Annotated in this window: 20 protein-coding genes; 11 read left to right on the top strand and 9 right to left on the bottom strand. The window is 35.9% G+C overall.

The features are described from left to right. Positions 1–37 precede the first annotated feature (37 nt). The 5 genes from KBJ98_RS02885 to KBJ98_RS02865 all read right to left on the bottom strand — a co-directional run bounded on the left by KBJ98_RS02885 (position 38) and on the right by KBJ98_RS02865 (position 4,759). On the bottom strand, positions 38–538 hold the full coding sequence (locus KBJ98_RS02885) for a DUF6646 family protein (protein WP_210788172.1): 501 nt from the start codon (positions 536–538) through the stop codon (positions 38–40). A gap of 42 nt (positions 539–580) precedes the next feature. After that, positions 581–1,306 carry a metallophosphoesterase gene (locus KBJ98_RS02880; protein WP_210788171.1) on the bottom strand — a complete coding sequence of 242 codons (726 nt, stop codon included), beginning with the start codon at positions 1,304–1,306 and terminating at the stop codon, positions 581–583. Positions 1,307–1,797: 491 nt separating this feature from the next. Beyond that, entirely contained in the window at positions 1,798–2,934 is a 1,137-nt protein-coding gene (locus KBJ98_RS02875; protein ID WP_210788170.1) for an ATP-binding protein, read from the bottom strand. A gap of 159 nt (positions 2,935–3,093) precedes the next feature. After that, the gene (locus KBJ98_RS02870) at positions 3,094–3,846 is read right to left on the bottom strand and encodes an SDR family NAD(P)-dependent oxidoreductase (RefSeq protein WP_210788169.1); all 753 of its coding nucleotides are present in this window, start codon (positions 3,844–3,846) and stop codon (positions 3,094–3,096) included. A 40-nt stretch (positions 3,847–3,886) separates the two neighbouring features. Next, positions 3,887–4,759 carry an aldo/keto reductase gene (locus KBJ98_RS02865; protein ID WP_210788168.1) on the bottom strand — a complete coding sequence of 291 codons (873 nt, stop codon included), beginning with the start codon at positions 4,757–4,759 and terminating at the stop codon, positions 3,887–3,889. A gap of 212 nt (positions 4,760–4,971) precedes the next feature. Here KBJ98_RS02865 and KBJ98_RS02860 point away from each other — a divergent pair, with 212 nt between their 5' ends. The 8 genes from KBJ98_RS02860 (at position 4,972) to KBJ98_RS02825 (ending at position 14,085) form a co-directional block, all read left to right on the top strand. Next, positions 4,972–5,976, top strand: a complete 1,005-nt coding sequence (locus KBJ98_RS02860; RefSeq protein ID WP_210788167.1) for an AAA family ATPase — start codon at positions 4,972–4,974, stop codon at positions 5,974–5,976. A gap of 83 nt (positions 5,977–6,059) precedes the next feature. Further along, positions 6,060–6,923 (top strand): DUF58 domain-containing protein, encoded by an 864-nt coding sequence (locus tag KBJ98_RS02855; RefSeq protein WP_210788166.1) that lies wholly within the window; start codon positions 6,060–6,062, stop codon positions 6,921–6,923. Between the two features lie 71 nt (positions 6,924–6,994). Next, entirely contained in the window at positions 6,995–8,626 is a 1,632-nt protein-coding gene (locus KBJ98_RS02850; RefSeq protein WP_210788165.1) for a hypothetical protein, read from the top strand. Next, the gene (locus KBJ98_RS02845) at positions 8,626–9,627 is read left to right on the top strand and encodes a vWA domain-containing protein (RefSeq protein ID WP_210788164.1); all 1,002 of its coding nucleotides are present in this window, start codon (positions 8,626–8,628) and stop codon (positions 9,625–9,627) included. Before KBJ98_RS02850 ends, KBJ98_RS02845 begins: the two co-directional genes overlap by 1 nt. A 48-nt stretch (positions 9,628–9,675) precedes the next feature. Continuing rightward, positions 9,676–10,716: a VWA domain-containing protein gene (locus KBJ98_RS02840; protein WP_210788163.1), complete on the top strand. Its 1,041-nt coding sequence runs from the start codon at positions 9,676–9,678 to the stop codon at positions 10,714–10,716. A gap of 30 nt (positions 10,717–10,746) precedes the next feature. Next, positions 10,747–11,505 (top strand): tetratricopeptide repeat protein, encoded by a 759-nt coding sequence (locus tag KBJ98_RS02835; protein WP_210788162.1) that lies wholly within the window; start codon positions 10,747–10,749, stop codon positions 11,503–11,505. Positions 11,506–11,525: 20 nt separating this feature from the next. After that, positions 11,526–13,274, top strand: a complete 1,749-nt coding sequence (locus tag KBJ98_RS02830) for a BatD family protein (RefSeq protein ID WP_210788161.1) — start codon at positions 11,526–11,528, stop codon at positions 13,272–13,274. Positions 13,275–13,338: 64 nt separating this feature from the next. After that, positions 13,339–14,085, top strand: coding sequence for a tetratricopeptide repeat protein (locus tag KBJ98_RS02825; RefSeq protein ID WP_210788160.1), 747 nt, complete (start codon positions 13,339–13,341; stop codon positions 14,083–14,085). Here KBJ98_RS02825 and KBJ98_RS02820 read toward each other — a convergent pair. After that, on the bottom strand, positions 14,082–14,681 hold the full coding sequence (locus tag KBJ98_RS02820) for a CvpA family protein (RefSeq protein WP_317192471.1): 600 nt from the start codon (positions 14,679–14,681) through the stop codon (positions 14,082–14,084). The two genes, KBJ98_RS02825 and KBJ98_RS02820, sit on opposite strands and share 4 nt — an antisense overlap. A gap of 76 nt (positions 14,682–14,757) precedes the next feature. Here KBJ98_RS02820 and KBJ98_RS02815 point away from each other — a divergent pair, with 76 nt between their 5' ends. From KBJ98_RS02815 to KBJ98_RS02805, 3 genes are all read left to right on the top strand, one after another. Continuing rightward, positions 14,758–15,114, top strand: a complete 357-nt coding sequence (locus KBJ98_RS02815) for a hypothetical protein (RefSeq protein ID WP_210788159.1) — start codon at positions 14,758–14,760, stop codon at positions 15,112–15,114. Between the two features lie 101 nt (positions 15,115–15,215). Then, the gene (pheS, locus tag KBJ98_RS02810; protein ID WP_210788158.1) at positions 15,216–16,235 is read left to right on the top strand and encodes a phenylalanine--tRNA ligase subunit alpha; all 1,020 of its coding nucleotides are present in this window, start codon (positions 15,216–15,218) and stop codon (positions 16,233–16,235) included. An 85-nt stretch (positions 16,236–16,320) separates the two neighbouring features. Beyond that, positions 16,321–16,728 (top strand): hypothetical protein, encoded by a 408-nt coding sequence (locus KBJ98_RS02805; protein ID WP_166132749.1) that lies wholly within the window; start codon positions 16,321–16,323, stop codon positions 16,726–16,728. Positions 16,729–16,929: 201 nt separating this feature from the next. Here the strand turns inward: KBJ98_RS02805 and KBJ98_RS02800 are convergent, their stop codons facing one another. The 3 genes from KBJ98_RS02800 to KBJ98_RS02790 all read right to left on the bottom strand — a co-directional run bounded on the left by KBJ98_RS02800 (position 16,930) and on the right by KBJ98_RS02790 (position 19,626). Further along, positions 16,930–17,142, bottom strand: coding sequence for a hypothetical protein (locus KBJ98_RS02800; RefSeq protein ID WP_210788157.1), 213 nt, complete (start codon positions 17,140–17,142; stop codon positions 16,930–16,932). A 34-nt stretch (positions 17,143–17,176) separates the two neighbouring features. Continuing rightward, a complete protein-coding gene (locus tag KBJ98_RS02795) occupies positions 17,177–18,172 on the bottom strand; it encodes an NAD(P)H-dependent glycerol-3-phosphate dehydrogenase (protein WP_210788156.1) in 996 nt (331 codons plus the stop codon). A gap of 290 nt (positions 18,173–18,462) precedes the next feature. Next, a complete protein-coding gene (locus tag KBJ98_RS02790; RefSeq protein ID WP_210788155.1) occupies positions 18,463–19,626 on the bottom strand; it encodes an iron-containing alcohol dehydrogenase in 1,164 nt (387 codons plus the stop codon). Between the last annotated feature and the right edge of the window lie 57 nt (positions 19,627–19,683).

Here is a 19,683-nt window from a genome sequence, read left to right as displayed (position 1 = left end):
TCAAATTGCCTTTTTTTATTTTCAAAATAGTTTTGTTTTACAAATTGAAAGATGCTCCAATATTAAATGTAAACTGATTGTTTAATTTGTCAAAACCAATTGGGTTTGTTTTGTAGCTAGCTACAGGAATTCCTGCTTCAGTAAAAACACCGAAACCTTCAGTAAAGAAATATCTAAAACCTAAGTGAGCTCCAAAATTTCTTAAACCTAAATCCAATCCAGGATAAATATCCATTTTTTCATCCAATTGAAATACGTTTCCTAGATTAGCGTTAAAACGTGCTTTTACATCAAAACGGTCTCCAAAATCTGGTTTGTTTCCCAAGGCATCATTTGAAACAGAAAGCAAATAAGATGTTGCAAAGCCAAATGACATATTTTCGCCCAGGCCAAAATCAGTAGCAACTCGAATGCCAGATCCGCCGTCTTGTAGTATTGCTCCAAGATCAAATTTAGTATCGGCATTACCTTTAAAAGCTTGGCCTTGAGCTATGCTAGCTGTTAGTGCAAGTGCAAAAAGTACAATGTATTTTTTCATTTTCTTTATTTTAAATTGGTAAAAATTAGTTGTTATATTTTATTAGTTTCGGCCTTTTTCGTCAAAATATAATTGATCAAGCGGTTCACTTTGCCAAAATTCTTTGGTGTCAACATCTAAAATGGTAAGCGGACCTTTAAATGCTGCTCCTGTATCTACATTCCATACGTTAGCTTTTTTAACAGGTGTTGTTTCTCCAATTCGCGTTACCGGAGTATGACCAATAAAAATTTCATGGTACATACTCAATCTTTTGGGATAAAAAGGGTGGTCTATCGCCATACGATCGTCTAAGGATAAGGCGGTTTCCCATAGAGTTCGATCCCAATAAAATTGTCCTGGGAAATATTCAAATTGTGCGCCATTCACATTCGTAAAACCGGCATGAACATACAATCTGTTGTGCTCGTCTAGGTAATAATTTTGAAGCGATTTAAGGAATTCGATATGTTTTTGTTTTTGGCCATATGTTACACTTTCGTAGGCTTTCACCGTTGCCTCGCCACCATGTTTGTACCACAAAAGGTTGTCTTTGCTCTCATCAAGCCATTCTAATAACAAGTCATCATGATTGCCGCGAATACAAATGCAATTTTGCTGTGATTGCAAATCAATAATAAAATCAAGGACTTGTGGTGATTGACTCCATCCGTCTACATAATCTCCTAAAAAAACAAGGGTGTCGTTTTTGGTAACTTTGGCGCGCTCCATGATTTGATGTAGTGCTCGCAAGCCACCGTGAATATCGCCGATAACGAGTGTTCTCATTCTGAATATTGTCTATTTGTATTTGCAAAAATAGCAGAAAAAAAGCACTATTTGTGCTAATATTGAAAACAATGAAATTTGAACCATATTGTTTTGAGCTAAATTCATTTTTTAAGGATCTAAACACTGTAATCGTAAATCGTTAAACAGTTGTGAAAAATGCACTTACAAATGATTGTGTAATTCAATTATTACAGTTATCTTTACAGAAATTTAAACCATTTTTCCCATGAGTGCACTGGTTAAAATAACGCTATTTTTAGTAAAGATGATGTGTCAATTGATTACAGATATTATAAATTATTTTTAATTCAATCTGACTTTTAGCATTAATTCAGCTTCGTTAATTGCTTTGCCTATTTTATTGTGTAAAAGAGCACTTGAAATCGACTTTAAGCAATCATCGTTCTTTTTGCGTAAGCGAAAAAAAAATCTTCCTTCTTATTTTAAGTTATCTCTATTTCATTTCCTTCACAATAAAATGTTTGAATCTAAGCATCGTATTTCATTTTTCGTAAAACTCGTAACGCTTCTTTAAACGACAAATAGACCGCTGAGAATGGTTTCAGAATTGTTTTTGCATCAATCAAGTTTTGTTTGGCATCTTCAAATCCGTTTAAATAACAAATCATAAAAGTATAAGGCAGATGTAACAAGTCTTTTTGTTCGTGTGCTGTTAATGAATGACTGGAATTCATCTTTTTGAGTAATGCCAAGTTAGAATTGTAAATGTGATACAACGTTTTTTTGTCAAATTCAGGCGGTTGGAAAAGGAATTCTGTTTCTATTTTATAGTAACCATTGTCAAAAAAATGTAACGTTTGTTTTTCTAGCGGATAATACTGCATTTGATCTCTTAATCCAAGGGGTACGTATTCAATAATGGTGAAACTGTCTTCGTCAAAGAAAATTTCTACAACATCTTGCGAGGAGTAAAATAATTTAATTTGTTCGTTTACAAGCTCAATATCTACTCGTGATAAATAGGTTTTGTTTTTAGATTTTTTAATAATTCCTGCCCAACAAATCACGAATAACTCTTTGAAAACTTTGTATTTTGGCGCCATGTCTTTATGTTTGAAATTCATAAATTCAATTACGCCATCCAAGGTATGTGCTATGCTGTTTCGGGAATTGTTTTCAATGCCAATTACGGTTTCAACGTTGGTAAAATTCAAATCCATTTTGCCCTCTAGCGGAGTGGTATTGCTACCAACACGGATAAAAATACTGTTTATCGGAATGGTATGAATGCCTTTTTTAAAACTAGAAATTTTATTTTTGGGTTTAATAGTTACCAATCCTACAACTTTATCTTTTGGTAAATTAGGAAAAGGAACATTCTCGTATTGAATTTTGGGAGGATTTTCTAAGTACGCATTTACAAGATTTTGAATTCGGCTATCGTCAAAAAAATCATCTCCTACAATTGTGTTATCTTGATCTTCGACACCAACGACTATGTAAGAATTGTTGGTAGGATTAGAGTTAGATAAGGCACAAATGTGTTTTAAAAACTTGGCTTTTCCCTCTCGAGTATGCAGGTTCAACTGCCGCTTTTTATCATAAAAACTACATTCGTCATTGTGTGCGAGTAAATTTTTAATCAAAAGGCGTTTGTTGATCATTGTTATTGATTAATGTGTATTTCCAATATCTTAAATCGTCATTGAAGAATTAATTATATTTAGATTCTTTGTAAAATAAATTACCGCAGATTCACGGACTTAAAATTAATTAAAAATCTGCGAATCTGCGGTTAATTTTTTAATCATTACAATTTTTTACTAGTCTCTCTTTAAAATAGTTGCTGCGGCTTGAGCGGTAGGTAGCACCAGTAAATCACCGATATTAACGTGGTATGGTCTTGTTACTACAAAATGAATGATATCTGCAATATCTTCGGCACGTAGCGGCTCGAATCCGTTATAAACACTAGCAGCTCTGCTGGTATCGCCCTTAAAGCGTACTTCGCTAAATTCGGTTTCAACTGCACCAGGATGTATCGCTCCAACTCGAATTCCGAACGGATTCAAATCAATTCGCATGGCTTGGTTCAAAGCATCTACCGCGTGTTTCGAGGCGCAGTAGACATTTCCGTTCGGGTAAACTTCTTTGCCTGCAATTGAACCAATATTGATGATATGACCTGATTTTTTGGCAATCATCCCCGGAATTATCGCTTTAGAAACGTATAAAAGTCCTTTTACATTAATGTCAATCATGGCGTCCCAATCGTCAAGGCTTCCTGTTTGAATCGGGTCCAGTCCGTGCGCATTTCCAGCGTTATTAATCAAAACATCGATGGTTGAAAAAGCAGCTGGCAAGGAGCTAATCTGATTTGAAACTGATTCTTTATCGCGTACATCAAAACACAATGTGTGTACTTGAGTAATACTGCCTAACTCCTGAGCAAGTTCTTCAAGGCGGTCTTCTCGACGGCCGCACAAGATCACATTAAAATTGTTTTTGGCTAAAAGTTGGGCTGTTGCCTTACCTATGCCGCTGGTAGCACCAGTTATTAATGCGGTTTTATTCATTTGTATTTTTTTAAAAATTAAAAAGGAGCTTGATCTAAAATTAAGGAACTTTATTCCCCATGCTTTCCGTCCAGATAGCAAACCAATCTTCATGATCCAATTGTAAAGCAGCAGCTTTCATCAGCGATTGAATTCGAGCCACATTTACGGTACCTGCAATTGGAATTATTTTAGAGGGATGTTGTAAAATCCAGGCAAGCAATAATGTGTCTGAACCTAATTCGTATTTAGCAACCAAAGTAGCCAATAATTTTTTCAAACGTCGGGTTTGCGCATTGTCTTCTCTAAACACAGATCCTAGCGGATTCCAAGACATTGGTCGAATGTTGTGCAGTTGCATATAATCTAAACTACCATCTAGCATAGGCTCGTGGTGCGTTGCTGAAAACTGAATTTGATTGTAAGAAACAGGTGTTTTTTGTCTGATCAATTCAGTCTGCGAATTTGTGAAATTCGAAAGTCCAAAATCAATGATTTTTCCTTGAGTTTGCAATTGAGTTACCGCCTCAGCAATTTCATCTGCCTGCATTAATGGGCTTGGTCGGTGCAATAACAATACATCTAAATAATCAGTGTGTAGGTTTTGTAAAGAGGCCTCAACAGACTGAATGATATAATCCTTAGAGTATTGATAATGCTTGATGGCGTTGTTCCTGTTGCCAGTTACCATTTGGATACCGCATTTTGAAATCAGCTGTATTTTTTCGCGCGCTATTTTGCTTGCTGCAAATGCTTTTCCAAAAGAGGCTTCGGTGGTGTAATCTCCATAAATATCAGCATGGTCAAAGGAAGAAATTTTATTCTCCAAACACACATTTATCATGTTCTCCATTTCTTTGGAAGTGAGATTTTTATCCCAAATTCCCCAATTCATTACACCAGCAATGATGGGGGATAAATTTGTTTTTATCATGTTTTTTATTTTTTGTAAAAAATGGCTTTTTTACGTTTTCGAACTTTATTATTCAAAGTTCTTAAAATTATAAAAATTGTATCACAATTAGTACTTAAAATTGCCTATTTTACTTAAGTTTTAACCATTTTTTAACATCTTACTTCTAAAAAAAAATTCAATTTGCAGCTTCAAACCAAAGGCATTTAATTCAAGTTTTTAAACATAAAATAATGGAAGAAAATACGGCGACTTTAGACATAAGAGCGATCAATGAAAAAATAGAGAGAGAGAGCGCGTTTATTGACCTTCTCGTAATGGAAATGAACAAAGTTATTGTAGGTCAAAAGCACATGGTAGAGCGCTTGTTAATTGGACTTTTGGGTCAAGGCCATATTTTGTTAGAAGGAGTGCCAGGATTGGCAAAAACTTTGGCTATCAATACTTTGTCGCAAGCTGTTCAAGGTTCGTTTAGCAGGATTCAGTTTACTCCAGATTTATTGCCTGCCGATGTGGTAGGAACCATGATTTACAATATTAAATCCAACGAATTCTCCATAAAAAAAGGGCCTATTTTTGCAAATTTTGTTCTTGCAGATGAGATCAATCGTGCGCCTGCTAAGGTACAATCGGCGCTTTTAGAGGCTATGCAAGAAAAACAAGTTACAATTGGGGACACTACTTTTAAACTAGACCGTCCATTTTTAGTTTTGGCTACTCAAAATCCAGTAGAGCAAGAAGGGACGTACCAATTACCAGAGGCGCAAGTAGATCGTTTTATGCTAAAAACGGTTATTGATTATCCTAAAATGGAAGACGAGCGCATGGTAATTCGTCAAAATTTGAAAGGTAGCTTCGAAAAAGTAAATGCAGTTGTCTCTGTAGAGCAAATTTTGCGTGCGCAAGAAGCTGTTCGTGAGGTTTACATGGATGAAAAAATAGAGAAATACATTCTCGATATTATATTTGCTACCCGTTATCCTGAAAAATACAAATTAGCTGATTTGAAACCTTTAATCAGTTTTGGAGCATCACCTCGTGGTAGTATCAACTTGGCTAATGCGGCTAAATGTTATGCTTTTATCAAGCGCCGTGGCTATGTAATTCCTGAAGATGTACGTGCGGTAGTTCACGATGTATTACGCCACAGAATTGGAGTTACTTACGAGGCAGAGGCTGAAAACATTACATCTGTTGACATTATCAACAAAATCGTAAACGAAGTAGAAGTACCTTAAAAATTAGTTTTCAGTTTTCAGTAACGGTGTACATGAACTATCTTGTCACTGCAACTGAAAACTGCGACTGAAAACTAAAAAAAATGGATACAAAAGAGCTTTTAAAAAAGGTACGTAAAATAGAAATTAAGACTCGAAGATTGAGTGATCACATCTTTTCGGGTGAATACCATACATCTTTTAAAGGACGTGGAATGACCTTTAGCGAGGTACGCCAATACCAATACGGTGACGATATTCGCGCTATTGATTGGAATGTTACCGCACGCTACAACGAGGCACACGTAAAGGTTTTTGAAGAGGAGCGCGAACTCACCATGATGCTAATGGTTGACATTTCGGGTTCGGAAAGTTTTGGTTCTAAAAATCAGTTTAAAAAAGATATCGTTACTGAAATTGCTGCTACAATGGCTTTTTCGGCTACGCAAAACAACGATAAAATTGGATTGATTTTATTCTCAGATGCAATCGAATTGTACATTCCGCCCAAAAAAGGACGCTCTCATGTATTGAGAATTATTCGAGAACTTTTAGAATTTGAACCTAAAAGTAAAAAAACCGATATTGCTCAAGCTTTGAAATTTTTATCTGGAACTCAAAAAAAGAAAGCCATTGTTTTTGTAATTTCTGATTTTATGGCGCACGGCTATGAGCAAACCTTGAAAATTGCAGCAAAAAAGCACGATATAACCGGAATTCGAGTTTACGACAGTCGAGAGGAAAAAATGCCCGATTTAGGTATGGTCCCGATGCTAGATGCTGAAACAGGTGCCATTGATTTGATTAATACAGGATCAAAACAGTTGCGTTTGCAATATGAAAAGCAGTACCATGAAAAAGTTGATTATTTTAAAGAAACTTTCAGTAAATCAGGATCTGGAGTAGTACACACAAGAGTTGATGAAAGTTACGTAACTAAATTATTAAGCTATTTCAAGTCAAGGTAACCAACTTTTTCAAAGCAAATCAAAAATCGTTAGTCCTCCATCAAAAATCGAGAAAGGTTCAATACTAAAACATGAAAAAACAACTCTACATATTATTAATACTGATTTCTACCACCGTTTTTGCACAACAAAAACAAGTAGTAACCAGCCTTGATACTATCAAAAATAAAATAGGAGCCGAGTTCAAGTTGTCTATCAAAACGACGGTAGATACTTCGGCTAAAGTCGTGTTTCCAAATTTTAGAAACATTGGCGCGCTTGAGGTGATTCAATCGTATCCCATCGACACAATTCGAATGGATAGCAAATACGAGTTAATCAAAAAATACGGCTTAACGCAGTTTGATTCCGGTAGGTATGTTATTCCTCGCGTGAAAATCTTCATCAATAGCAAACCGTTTTTTACTGATTCGCTTCTTGTTGAGGTAGCCAATGTGCAAGTAGACACTTTAAAGCAAAAAATGTTTGATATCAAAGACATAGCTCCTGCAGAGGATGCTATTGGCGATTGGTGGAAATATCTTTTGGGCTTTTTGCTTTTAGCCGGAATTGGAGCGGGAGTGTATTGGTTTGTAAAACGAAGACAACGCCATAAAATTGCCGAAGAGGTTTACAAAACGCCAATCGAAAAAGCGACCAACCTGCTAGATACGCTGGAGAAAAAGGAGTTATGGCAAAAAGGAGAAGTAAAAGCTTATTACAGTGAGCTTACTGATATTGCCCGTAATTATATTGAAGAGGCGATTGAAATTCCAGCTATGGAAAGCACTACATCAGAGTTGATTCAAGGTTTAAAAGCAGCATCTCTTAAAAAGAAAATGAAGCTTTCAAAAGACATTATTGAAAATTTAGAGCGTGTTCTAAAACAAGCCGATTTGGTGAAATTTGCTAAGGTAAAACCCCTTGATTTTGAAATTACAGAAGATCGCAACAAGATTCAAAAAGTGATTTTAACATTGGATAAATCCATTCCAGTTGAGGTTCCTGACCAAGAAGAATTGCTACTGAATGAAGCGCAAAGACAAAAACAAATTGAATTACAATTGCGCAAAGAACGCAAAAAAAGAATCAGTTTGGCAGTTGCAGCTGTTGCCTTTGTTTTGGTTGCCACAACAGTTTATTTTTCTGTAACCAAAGGATTCGATTATGTGAAAGACACGATTCTCGGACACCCAACCAAAGAACTTTTAGAGGGCGAATGGGTGAAAAGTGAATACGGAAATCCAGGCGTGATTATTGAAACTCCTAAAGTTTTAAAAAGAGTAGATTTGACCAAAAGCCTTCCTAAAAACGGAATGGCGTTGATTAAAGAGATGCAATCATTTGGCTACGGAAGCCTTATAGATCGTTTTTATATCTTAGTTTCTACCTTTAAATACAAAGCTGAAACGCAAATTGATTTGGCCAAATCTATGGATGGAGCTTTGCAATCGCTTGAGGCACAAGGCGCGCAGAACATGATCGTAAAACAGGAGGAATTTGAAACGCCCGAAGGTGTTAAGGGTTTAAAAGCCTACGGTACTTTTTCGCAATTGGATAGCAATAATAAAACTACAGCCAAAATGTATTACGAGGCACTTATTTTTAGTCAAGATGGTGGTTTGCAACAATTACTCATTTTCCATGAAGAAGGAGATACCTACGGCAATACCATTGCAGAGCGTGTTTTGAATACTGTTGAATTAAAACAAGCGAGCAACTAATGGAGAAATTAACATTTTTAAACCCAGAATTTTTTTGGTTGTTTCTTTTAATTCCAGTAGTGGTATTTTGGTTTTGGAAGAAAAAAAACCAACAATCGGCTACCCTAAAAATGAGCTCACTCGATGGTTTCAAGGGAACAAAATCCGTGATTACAAAACTAAAACCTATTTTGAATGTGTTTCGTGTTTTGGCGCTTTGTTCTCTTATCATTGCATTAGCAAGGCCAAGAACGGTTGATGTGAGTAACAAAACAAAAATTACAAAGGGTGTTGATATCGTAATGGCAATTGACGTATCAGGTAGTATGTTGGCCAAGGATTTAAAACCGAATCGTATGGAAGCGCTAAAGCGCGTTGCAGCCGATTTTGTTCAAGAACGCCCAAACGACCGAATTGGTTTGGTGGTTTATGCATCTGAAGCGTACACCAAAACTCCCGTAACTAGCGATAAAGCGATTATTTTAGATGCGATCAACAGTATCAAATACGACAATGTGCTGCAAGATGGTACCGGAATTGGTATGGGACTAGCTACCGCTGTGAACCGATTGAAAGACAGTCAAGCTAAAAGTAAAGTAATTATTCTGTTGACCGATGGAGTGAATAACTCTGGTTTTATTGAGCCTGAAACCGCATCAGATATTGCCAAACAATACGGCATAAAAGTATATACGATTGGTATTGGAACAAACGGAATGGCGATGTTTCCATACGCGGTTGCGCCAAATGGTGAGTTTTTGTTTCAAATGATGAAAGTAGAAATTGACGAGCAATTGATGAAAAATATTGCCAAAAAAACCGAAGGTCAGTATTTTAGAGCAACGAGCAATTCAAAATTAGCGGAAATCTATGCGTCGATCAATAAGCTAGAAACTACTGAAATCGAGGAACTCAAGTTTTATGATTACGACGAAAAATTCAGACTATTTGTCTGGATTGCTGGTTTTTTACTGTTAGCTGAATTTGGTTTACGAAATACAGTTTTCAAAAGCTTTGTATAATAAAAGTCGAATTCTTAGTAAAAGAGAATACCGACTAAAAGAAATAAAATGGAATTAGACGAAAAAAAATATTTATACCTATTAGTAATCCTGCCTTTGGTGGTGCTTGTTTTTATGGCCAATTTGTATTGGAAACGAAAAAAACAGCGCGAGTTTGGTGACCTTGAAATGGTTAAAAAACTAAGTCCAGATGCGTCGATTTTCAAGCCAGTTGCTAAATTGGTTTTATTACTTGTAGCCCTTTTGGCACTGGTTTTTGCTTTGGTTAATCCAAAAATTGGAACCAAGATGGAAACCGTAAAACGAGAAGGTATTGATATTGTTTTTGCCATGGACGTGTCCAAAAGTATGTTGGCCGAAGACGTAGCTCCCAATCGTTTAGACAAAAGCAAACAATTGGTATCGCAAATCATCAAGCAATTAGGCAGTGACCGAATTGGTATTGTGGCTTACGCAGGCAGTGCATTTCCGGTATTGCCTATCACTACAGATTATGGTGTAGCGCGCATGTTTTTGCAAAGTATGAATACGGGAATGGTCTCTTCACAAGGAACTTCGCTTGACGAGGCTATTAAATTATCGGCTACTTATTTTGACGAAAAAAGCAAAACTAGCAAGTTACTTATTCTAATTTCGGATGGAGAAGATCATTCTGAAGGTGCAGAAAGTGCTGCAGAAGAAGCGAACAAACTCGGTTTGAAAATCATCACTATTGGAGTTGGTACCGAAAAAGGAGCTAATATTCCTCTGAAACGTAACGGTGTGGTTGAAGGTTATCAAAAAGACAACAACAATGAAATTGTAATTACCAAACTGAATAAAGCCAGTTTAGAAGTGATTGCAAAAACAACAAAAGGCAGTTATGTTAGCGGTAACAATACCAAGGAAGTTGTAGAACACATCAAGAATACACTCAATAACATTCAAAAAACAGAGTTTGAGGCAACTGAAATGGCCGAATTCCAATCGCAATTTCAATGGTTTTTAGGTTTAGGTTTCTTGTTGTTGTTGATCGATGTATTTGTATTGGATAGAAAAACAAGTTGGGTTAATAAATTAGATTTGTTCAACGAAAAAGCATCAATGTAATCGCACGATTGATTCTGTTAAAAATAAAAAATGAAAACAATTCAAAATAGATGTCTTTTATTGTTGCTCTTTGTGGGGTTAAGCTGCTTTGCGCAACAAAAAGATCGAATTTTACCAAAAGCAAACCAAGAATATACAGACAGTAAGTTTGTAGAAGCTGAAGCAATGTATCGTATTTCGGATTCTAAATTTCCAAACAAAGCGACTGCACCTTTCAATCTTGGGAACTCCATTTACAAACAAAAACAATCTTCTGAGGCTAAATTCGCTTTTGCAAAAGCATTAAAAAACTCTAAAACACGTCCTGAAAAGCACCGAGCGCTGCATAACTTGGGTAATGTTTTTATGAATGAGAAAGATTACACAAAGGCAGTTGAGGCCTACAAAAACGCTTTGCGCAATGATCCTACAGATGAGGAAACGCGTTATAATTATGCTTTGGCAAAAAAAATGTTAAAAGACAATCCGCCTAAAGACGACAAGAAAAAAGACGATAAAAAAGATAAGGACAAGAAAGACGATAAAAAGGACGATAAAAAAGACGGGGATCAAGATAAAAAGGATGATCCAAATAAAGATAAAAAAGACGACCAAGGCGACAAGGACAAACAAAACAAAAAACCGGATCCTAACGAAAAGGGAGAACCAAAACCTGCTCCGGGAGGAATTTCAAAAGAGCGTTTAGAGAATTTATTAGACGCAGTAAATAAAGAAGAAAAGAAAATTCAAGATAAAGTAAACGCCAAAAAAGTAAAAGGTAAACCAGTTAAAACTGAAAAAGATTGGTAATGCAATTACAGAGTGTGAAGATGAAAAGATATATAGCGGCAATTGTTTTATTGGTATGCAGTACGCTCAGTGCACAAGTGCAGTTTGAGGCGCGTGTGAGTAAAACAACTTTGGGTTTGAACGAGCGTTTGCGAATTGACTTTATGATGAATGTAGATGGCGACAACTTTGTGCAGCCTTCATTTGACGGTTTTCGTATTATAGCTGGTCCTAGTCAACAAGTAAGCCAATCTTGGGTTAACGGCCGTAGTTCATTTGAAAAAGCGTATTCTTATTTTTTGTCGCCCACTAAAAAAGGGACGTTTGTAATTAAGTCTGCAGCTATTGAGTACAATGGTCAAATTTATAAAACCGCTCCCATAAAAATCACAGTCACTGCCCCAACAGAGCAGCCTAGAGATCCTAGCGATCCTCAGATTAACGTAGATGAAAATTTGTATTTGGTTGCTGATGTCTCGAAAACCAATCCGTACGTTAACGAACCTATAACGGTGGTTTATAAGTTGTACTTCAGTTTTAATATTGGAATGTCAAATTTAGGTGAAGCTAGCAAACCAAAATACAATGATTTTTGGAGCCAAAACATCGAAATCAAGCAGTTAGTAGCCCAAGAAGGCATTTTTAAAGGACAAAACTTTAGGTATATTGTGCTTAAAAAAGTAGTGCTGTATCCGCAAAAGTCAGGAAAACTAAAAATTGAACCGCTATCACTTTCTGTTGATGTGCAATTACCAACCAATCGTAGGGATATGTTTGGTCGTATGCTAGTAGTAGATGATACAAAAACAGTATCGGCTGGAGCCAAAACCATCAATGTAAAACCATTGCCTGAGTCTGGAAAACCAGATGATTTTACTGGAGCCGTTGGTAATTTTGATTTTAAAGTTACGCCTTCTAAAACCACATTGAAACACGGAGAAAGTTTAGATTTGGTCGTAAGCGTTAGCGGAAAAGGAAACTTGAAACTCTTTAGTTTGCCTAAACCGGTTGTGCCAAACGCACTCGAAATGTATGATCCTGTTCATAGTGAGTCCATCAACACACCACTTTCTGGTATGGCCGGAAAATCAACGGATAGTTACACCATTATTCCGCAATACAAAGGCAATTATCCCGTAAAACCAATGCAGTTCTCTTATTTTGATTTGAACTCTGGAACTTATAAAACTATAAAAACGCCTGAGGTGATGATCAATGTGATTGATGGGCCATCACCAGTTGATTCTACTGCTGTTGCTGGCAATAAAAACAAAGCGGTCGTTGTAAAAGAATTCAAAAATATCCAAACTAAAACGGAGTTAGTGCCGGTAAGTTCAGATAGATTTTTTGGTTCGAACCGCTTTTTAGGTCTGTTGCTATTGCCATTTTTGTTAATTCCGATTGTCATTTTGGTGCAAAACAAACGCGAAACACTTGCCGGAGATGTTACTGGAAACAGAATCCGCATGAACAACAAATTGGCTAAAAAATATTTGTCGGAAGCGAAGAAACAAATCAAAAACAAAGAATTGTTCTACGTGGCTTTGGAAAAAGCAATGCATAATTTCTTAAAAGCCAAATTGCGTATTGAAACCTCTGAAATGAGTAAAGAAAATATTCAAGAGTTGTTATTGTCTAAAAACGTAAATCCAGCGGTAGTAACTGATTTTATAACGCTTACTGAAAATTGCGAAATAGCGCGATATGCGCCCTCGTCAAGTGTCACGATTCAACAAGATTTTGATAAAGCGGTCGCAATTATTTCTGATTTAGAGAAACAAATTAGCTAGCATGATTGCTAAATTAATTTTTAAGTAAAAGGACCTTGTACCTCTAAAGCAAATAAATATTATAATGAGAAACATATTATATCTACTTTTATTTTCAACTCAACTTTTCTTTGCCCAAAGCGGTTTCGAAAACGGTAACGCTTTGTATGCAAAAGGTAAATATACCGAAGCGGTTGCAGCTTATGAAAGTGTATTAAGCCAAAAACAACATTCATCCGAGTTGTATTTTAACTTAGCCAATGCACACTATAAATTGAACGCGGTGGCACCGGCTATTTACAATTACGAAAAGGCATTGGTGCTGAATCCTGAAAATACAGCTGCTGCTAATAATTTAAAATTTGCACAAAAAAGAACAATTGACGAAATCAAAGTAGTTCCCAAAGTTGGGCTCGCAGCACTTTTACATAACATCACAGGTAAGTTGCATTATGATACTTGGGCTTGGTCTGCGGTAGGATTTTCGGGCTTGGTTTTTTTGGTGTTTTTAGGGTATTACTTTTCGAGAAATACTGTAGTGAAAAGAATTTTCTTTGGAAGTATCTTCGTGATGATTGCTGGGATATTGATTTGTGTAACCGCTGCAAATATTGAAAAAAATCATTTTGACAATGACAGACCAGCTATCGTTTTTGCAGAAAGAACAGCAGTTACAAGTCTGCCTCGAAATGGAGACAAACCACTATTGGTTTTGCATGAAGGCGCAAAAGTTTACGTGTTTGAAACCAAATCACAATGGACCAAAATTGAACTTACTGATGGCACCGAAGGATGGATTGAAAGTAGTGCAATTAAGGAAGTGAAGGATTAATTTTTCTTTTCTGGAGCAGTTTTTGAATCATTATTTTTCAACCCATCATACCATTTTTCGATGGAAGGAAAAATAAATTTAGCCGTTCTCTGGATAGGATTGTAAAAAAGCGAATTGTCTAAAGTTTCTTTTTTAGCTAAAAAATTATGGTAGTTTATTTTTTCAAATATTGAGAACACAACTCCCAAAATAAGAACTGTTTTTAAAATTCTAAAAAATCCGCCACCAAGCGTATTGGCCCAACCTAAAAAAGCCAAATCAGCAATTCCGGTTAAAATTTTCCCAAGCAAAGAAACAGCAACAACCACTGCAGCAAAAGTGAGCATAAAGGCTATGACTTGTACGGTATTCGGATTCCATTTGACAAAGCCAAGAAGTAGGTTTTTTACAGCTGCCGAAAATTGTATGGCTAAATACACACCAAGTAATAGCGATAGTAAAGAAGCCAATTCTGCAAAAAGTCCATTTTTTAAACCTTTGTAAGCCGCAAAAACCAGCAAAACGCCTACTACAATATCAATAAATCCCATTTGATTGTTGTTAAATTTCTGATGGCAAATATAAATGATTTGTTCTGTACCATTGTCAATTTTCAAGTTCTTATCTTTGCCTGATACAATTGTAAAGGTGATGACTTACTAGTTCGTAACCTATAATTCATAATTCAAAAAAATGTCAAGAGACGCACAATTAAAAGAACGCTGGGAACAGCTTGTCAAGATACTGTCTGATCAATTTTCGCAAGGCGAAGATTTAGATTTAGATGCCATAATTTATTTGATTGGAGTACAAGAATTAGGAAAAGTACACCAAGAATTCAAAAAAGACGAGAAAGTAAACCTCATGCACATTGCTATTTGCAGGTTGCTAGAACCTTATGGTTTTTACGAATTTGATTTTTTTGATAAAGACGGCTGGCCACATTATACCGTAAAAGAAGAATTGCCACCGCTAAAGGCAGGAGAACAATCGGTTTTGATGAAAGAAGCCATTGTAAATTATTTTTTAGAACGTGAAGTAATTTCGTAGTTGACAGTCACAGTCACAGTTTTCAGAATGATTCTACTAGAAACTGCGACTGAAAACTGAAAACTTTTACCTAAATTTGCACTCTCAAGTACCGATGGAAAATGATAGATAAGATAAAAGAATATATTGGCGAAGCACAAGCTTTTTCAACGCAAAATGCAGGAGAATTAGAGGCATTCCGAATTAAATTTTTAGGAAGCAAAGGTCTTTTAAAAGATTTGTTTGCTGAGTTCAAAAATGTGCCAAACGATCAGAAAAAGGAGTTTGGGCAAATTATGAATTTGCTAAAAACTACTGCTGAAGAAAAGGTAAAATCTATTCAAGAAGCATTAGAAAGTAAGGAAGAAAGTAAAGGTTTTTATGGTGATTTAACGCGTGCTGCCGAGCCGCTTGTTATAGGTTCGCGTCACCCAATTTCATTGGTAAAAAACCAAATTATTGATATCTTTTCAACCATTGGTTTCAACGTTTCTGAAGGTCCAGAAATCGAAGACGATTGGCATAATTTTACCGCTTTGAACTTGCCAGAATACCATCCGGCGCGTGACATGCAAGACACGTTTTTCATTCAAACAAATCCTGATATTTTGTTGCGTACGCATACGTCATCAGTGCAAGTGCGTTACATGGAAAACAACAAACCGCCAATTCGTACCATCTCGCCAGGGCGCGTTTTCCGTAATGAGGCAGTTTCGTCACGTTCGCACTGTATTTTCCATCAAGTGGAAGGCTTGTACATTGATAAAGATGTATCGTTTGCCGACTTAAAACAAACCTTGTTGTATTTCACCAAAGAAATGTTCGGGAAATCAAAAATCCGTTTGCGTCCATCTTATTTTCCGTTTACAGAACCAAGTGCCGAAATTGATATTTACTGGGGTTTAAAAACCGAAACAGATTATAGAATCACCAAAGGAACAGGCTGGCTAGAAATTGGTGGTTGTGGTATGGTTGATCCTAATGTATTAAAAAATTGCAACATTAATTCTGATGAACATACCGGATTTGCATTCGGAATGGGAATCGAGCGTATTGCGATGTTGTTGTATCAAATAGGCGATATTCGTATGTTTTACGAAAATGACGTTCGTTTCTTAGAGCAATTTAAAGCAAGTATATAAAAATGTAAATAGTTAGTAGTGAAAAGGAAATGTTTTTTTATTACCTCTTACTACTAACTATTCACTTCTCACCACTCACTAAATAATGAAAAAAGACATCATCATCCCAGAAGTAGAAAACGTTTTTTTTGCAGCAGTGCAAGAATGGAGCGACGATTTTATGGAGAAAGTATGGTACGCTTATTTGGTAAACGATAGCGATTACCTCATAGAAAGTGTGATGGTTGTTTCTAAAGCTTTTGGTACCATTGATGGCGAAATGAAAAAAACATCATTATTGCGCCATGCCTTTATGGAAGTGCCAGCAGTTTCTGTAGTTAAGGTTGAAATGATCGAAAAAAGTGTTTTAGCGCTTAACAATGAATTCATGCTCACGTTTTTCATGGATGGAAAATTATACGATAAAAAATTCATTTTCAAAGCTAACTCCATCAATGAAACTGAGGTAGAAGAAGTACCAATTTTATTTGTTGATGGTGTTATAGTAAGGTAGTTTGCTTTTTGTAAAAAGCATTTAAGTCTAAATTAAATATAGTGATACAAAAAAAGCAGTCGAGAGACTGCTTTTTTTGTTTGAAACTCTTTGAGTACTATTGTTAAATGCCTGAAATGAGCCGTTAATTATTTAAAGTATTAATTCTTAATCCATCCAGCTTTAAACTGGCATTTTCATCTTTCTTTTTTTATTCAAAAATTATAGGTTTTGTTTTTGTTTGGATTTCCAGGTGTAATACCCCAAAACAAATACGCCTACCAAAATATAAGCCAAGGCTTTAAAATAAAACGCAGGAGCGGCAACTTGTGCTGCTAATGGAGTATCTTTTATGTCAAACAGTACATTGAAAACCGTCATAAATAAGCCCCAAATACTACCCATTTTAATCTGATATTTCCATCTTTCGCTCATAGGTGTTTTTTAAATTATGAATATTGATGATTTTCTAGTCGAGTTTGTCGGTTAGTTTTTTAAATACTGCTTTAGCATCTTGCCCTTCGTACAAAATACTGTGCACGGCATCAATTATTGGTGTTTTAGCACCATAGGCTTGATTGAGTTTGTAGGCGCTCTTGGCAGCATAATAACCTTCAGCAACCATACTCATCTCCATCATTGCTGATTTTACGGTGTAACCTTTACCAATCATGTTACCAAACATTCTATTTCTAGAAAAAACAGAATAACCAGTAACCAACAAATCGCCTAAATAAGCAGAGTCATTAATATTGCGTTTCATGCGGTGTACTTTTCGGATGAATTTTTTCATCTCGCGAATTCCGTTACTCATTAAAACTGATTGAAAGTTATCACCATAACCCAATCCATGCGCAATTCCGGCAGCAATAGCATAGATGTTTTTTAACATGGCTGCATATTCTGTTCCTATAATGTCATCGGTAATTTTTGTTTTAATGTAATTGCCTGAAAGATTTTTGGCAACCAATTTGGCTTTGTCTGGATCGCCACAAGCAATGGTTAGGTAAGATAGGCGCTCCATAGCTACTTCTTCTGCATGACAAGGACCCGTGATTACGCCGATGTTGTAATATGGAATGTCGTATTTTACATGAAAATGTTCTCCAACTATTAAACTTGTCTCAGGAACGATTCCTTTGATGGCTGAAAATATAATTTTGTTTTCAAGTGAAACAGTGAGTTTTTCTAATTCGGCACCCACAAAAGCAGAAGGTATAGCAAAAATGATATAATCGGCGTAAGCCACTGCCTTATTGATATCGCTTGTTAATTTTAATTTTTTAACGTCAAACTCAACTGAACTCAAATAGTTAGGATTGTGTTTGTATTTTTTAATATGTTCAATTGCAGCTTCATTACGCATATACCACGACATTTCGTCAAGATTTACACAAAGCATTTTTGCGATTGCTGTAGCCCAACTCCCACCACCAATTACTGCAAACTTTTTATTTTCGGTCATTTTTTACTGAATTTAATCAAAAGTACTTAAAAAAGAAGTAATGAAGCAAATTTAATTATACGATACCATTCCTTTGAAAATGTGGTTTTGCAGGTCTTTTTCTTAAATAAATAAAAAATAAATATATTTTTTTCGATAGTAGTACAATATTATTATTTAATTTTCGTTGTACTTAATTAATAAGCAGTATTTTAACAAATGTATGTATTGAGTGAGTTAGTTATTTTAGAATGTAAAAAGGCGTTCCCTTATTTGGAGAACGCCTTTTTTTATGTTTGTAACTAGTTTTTTTAGTAACTCAGCTCTACAATTGCTTTTACTTTTTCAAGTGTTACCAATTGTTTTTCGCCTAAGCCTAACCAGCCTCTTTCTTTGAAACGGTCTACTATGAAACTCGCTGTATTGTCAAACTCTTTTGTGTAGTCTGACAATTTAGTGTCCATTCCCATTGTATGAAAAAAGGCTACTGTTTTGTTTATCGCTTCGTTTGCAATCTCGTCATCTGATCCGGTTAAATTGAAAATACGTTTGCCGTATTGTGCTAATTTCCCTTTTTTGGTTTCAAACATGACGCGGTACAAATTTGGACCAACTACAGCTAACGTTCTAGCATGATCAATTCCGTACAAAGCCGTAAGCTCGTGACCAATCATGTGCGTAGCCCAATCAGATGGCACTCCTTTTTGAATTAAACCGTTCAATGCCATGGTACAACTCCACATAAAGTTAGAAGCCAAGGCGTAATCTGATGGATTTTCTACAACTTCAGGACCTACTTGAATTAAGGTTTGCAAAATACTTTCGGCAATACGATCTTGTAAAAAACCTTCGTGCGGATAAGTTAAATATTGTTCCAAGACATGAGTATAAGCATCAACGACACCATTTTGCAATTGTCTTTTTGGCAAAGATTGAATGACCGTTGGATCACAGATAGAAAATTTTGGGAATAATGCCGAACCTCCAAAAGCCAATTTCTCTTGGGTAGCTTGGATAGTAACTACTGAACCAGAGTTCATCTCGCTTCCTGTTGCTGGCAAAGTAAGAACTGTTCCAAAAGGTACTACTTTAGACAAATCCTTAATCAACAATCTTTTTTGCAGAATTTCCATTGGATTTCCCTCAAAATGAACGGCTGCCGAAATGAATTTTACCCCATCAATTACAGAACCTCCACCAACGGCAAGGATGAAATCAATGTTTTGTTCTTTAATAACGTCAACCGCTTTCATCAAAGTTTCAAAATGCGGATTGGGTTCGATTCCACCAAATTCAACAATTGTAAAATCTTTTAGATTGTTGATTACCTGCTCGTGAATACCATTTTTGAAAATACTTCCACCGCCGTACGCCAAAAGAATTTTAGCTCCTTGAGGCACTAGCGTGGATAGTTTTTCTATCTGTCCTTTTCCAAAAACTAAATTGGTAGGATTGTATAATTCGAAGTTTAACATGATATTTTTATTTTTAAAGAGTTACTAAGATGCTGATATTCTGAGTTTTTAAACCTT

The sequence above is a fragment of the Flavobacterium erciyesense genome (genome assembly GCF_018069925.1).
Classification (GTDB): domain Bacteria; phylum Bacteroidota; class Bacteroidia; order Flavobacteriales; family Flavobacteriaceae; genus Flavobacterium; species Flavobacterium erciyesense.
The sequence above is the reverse complement of the archived record's forward strand: the minus strand, read 5'-3'. Positions and strand labels throughout refer to the sequence as shown.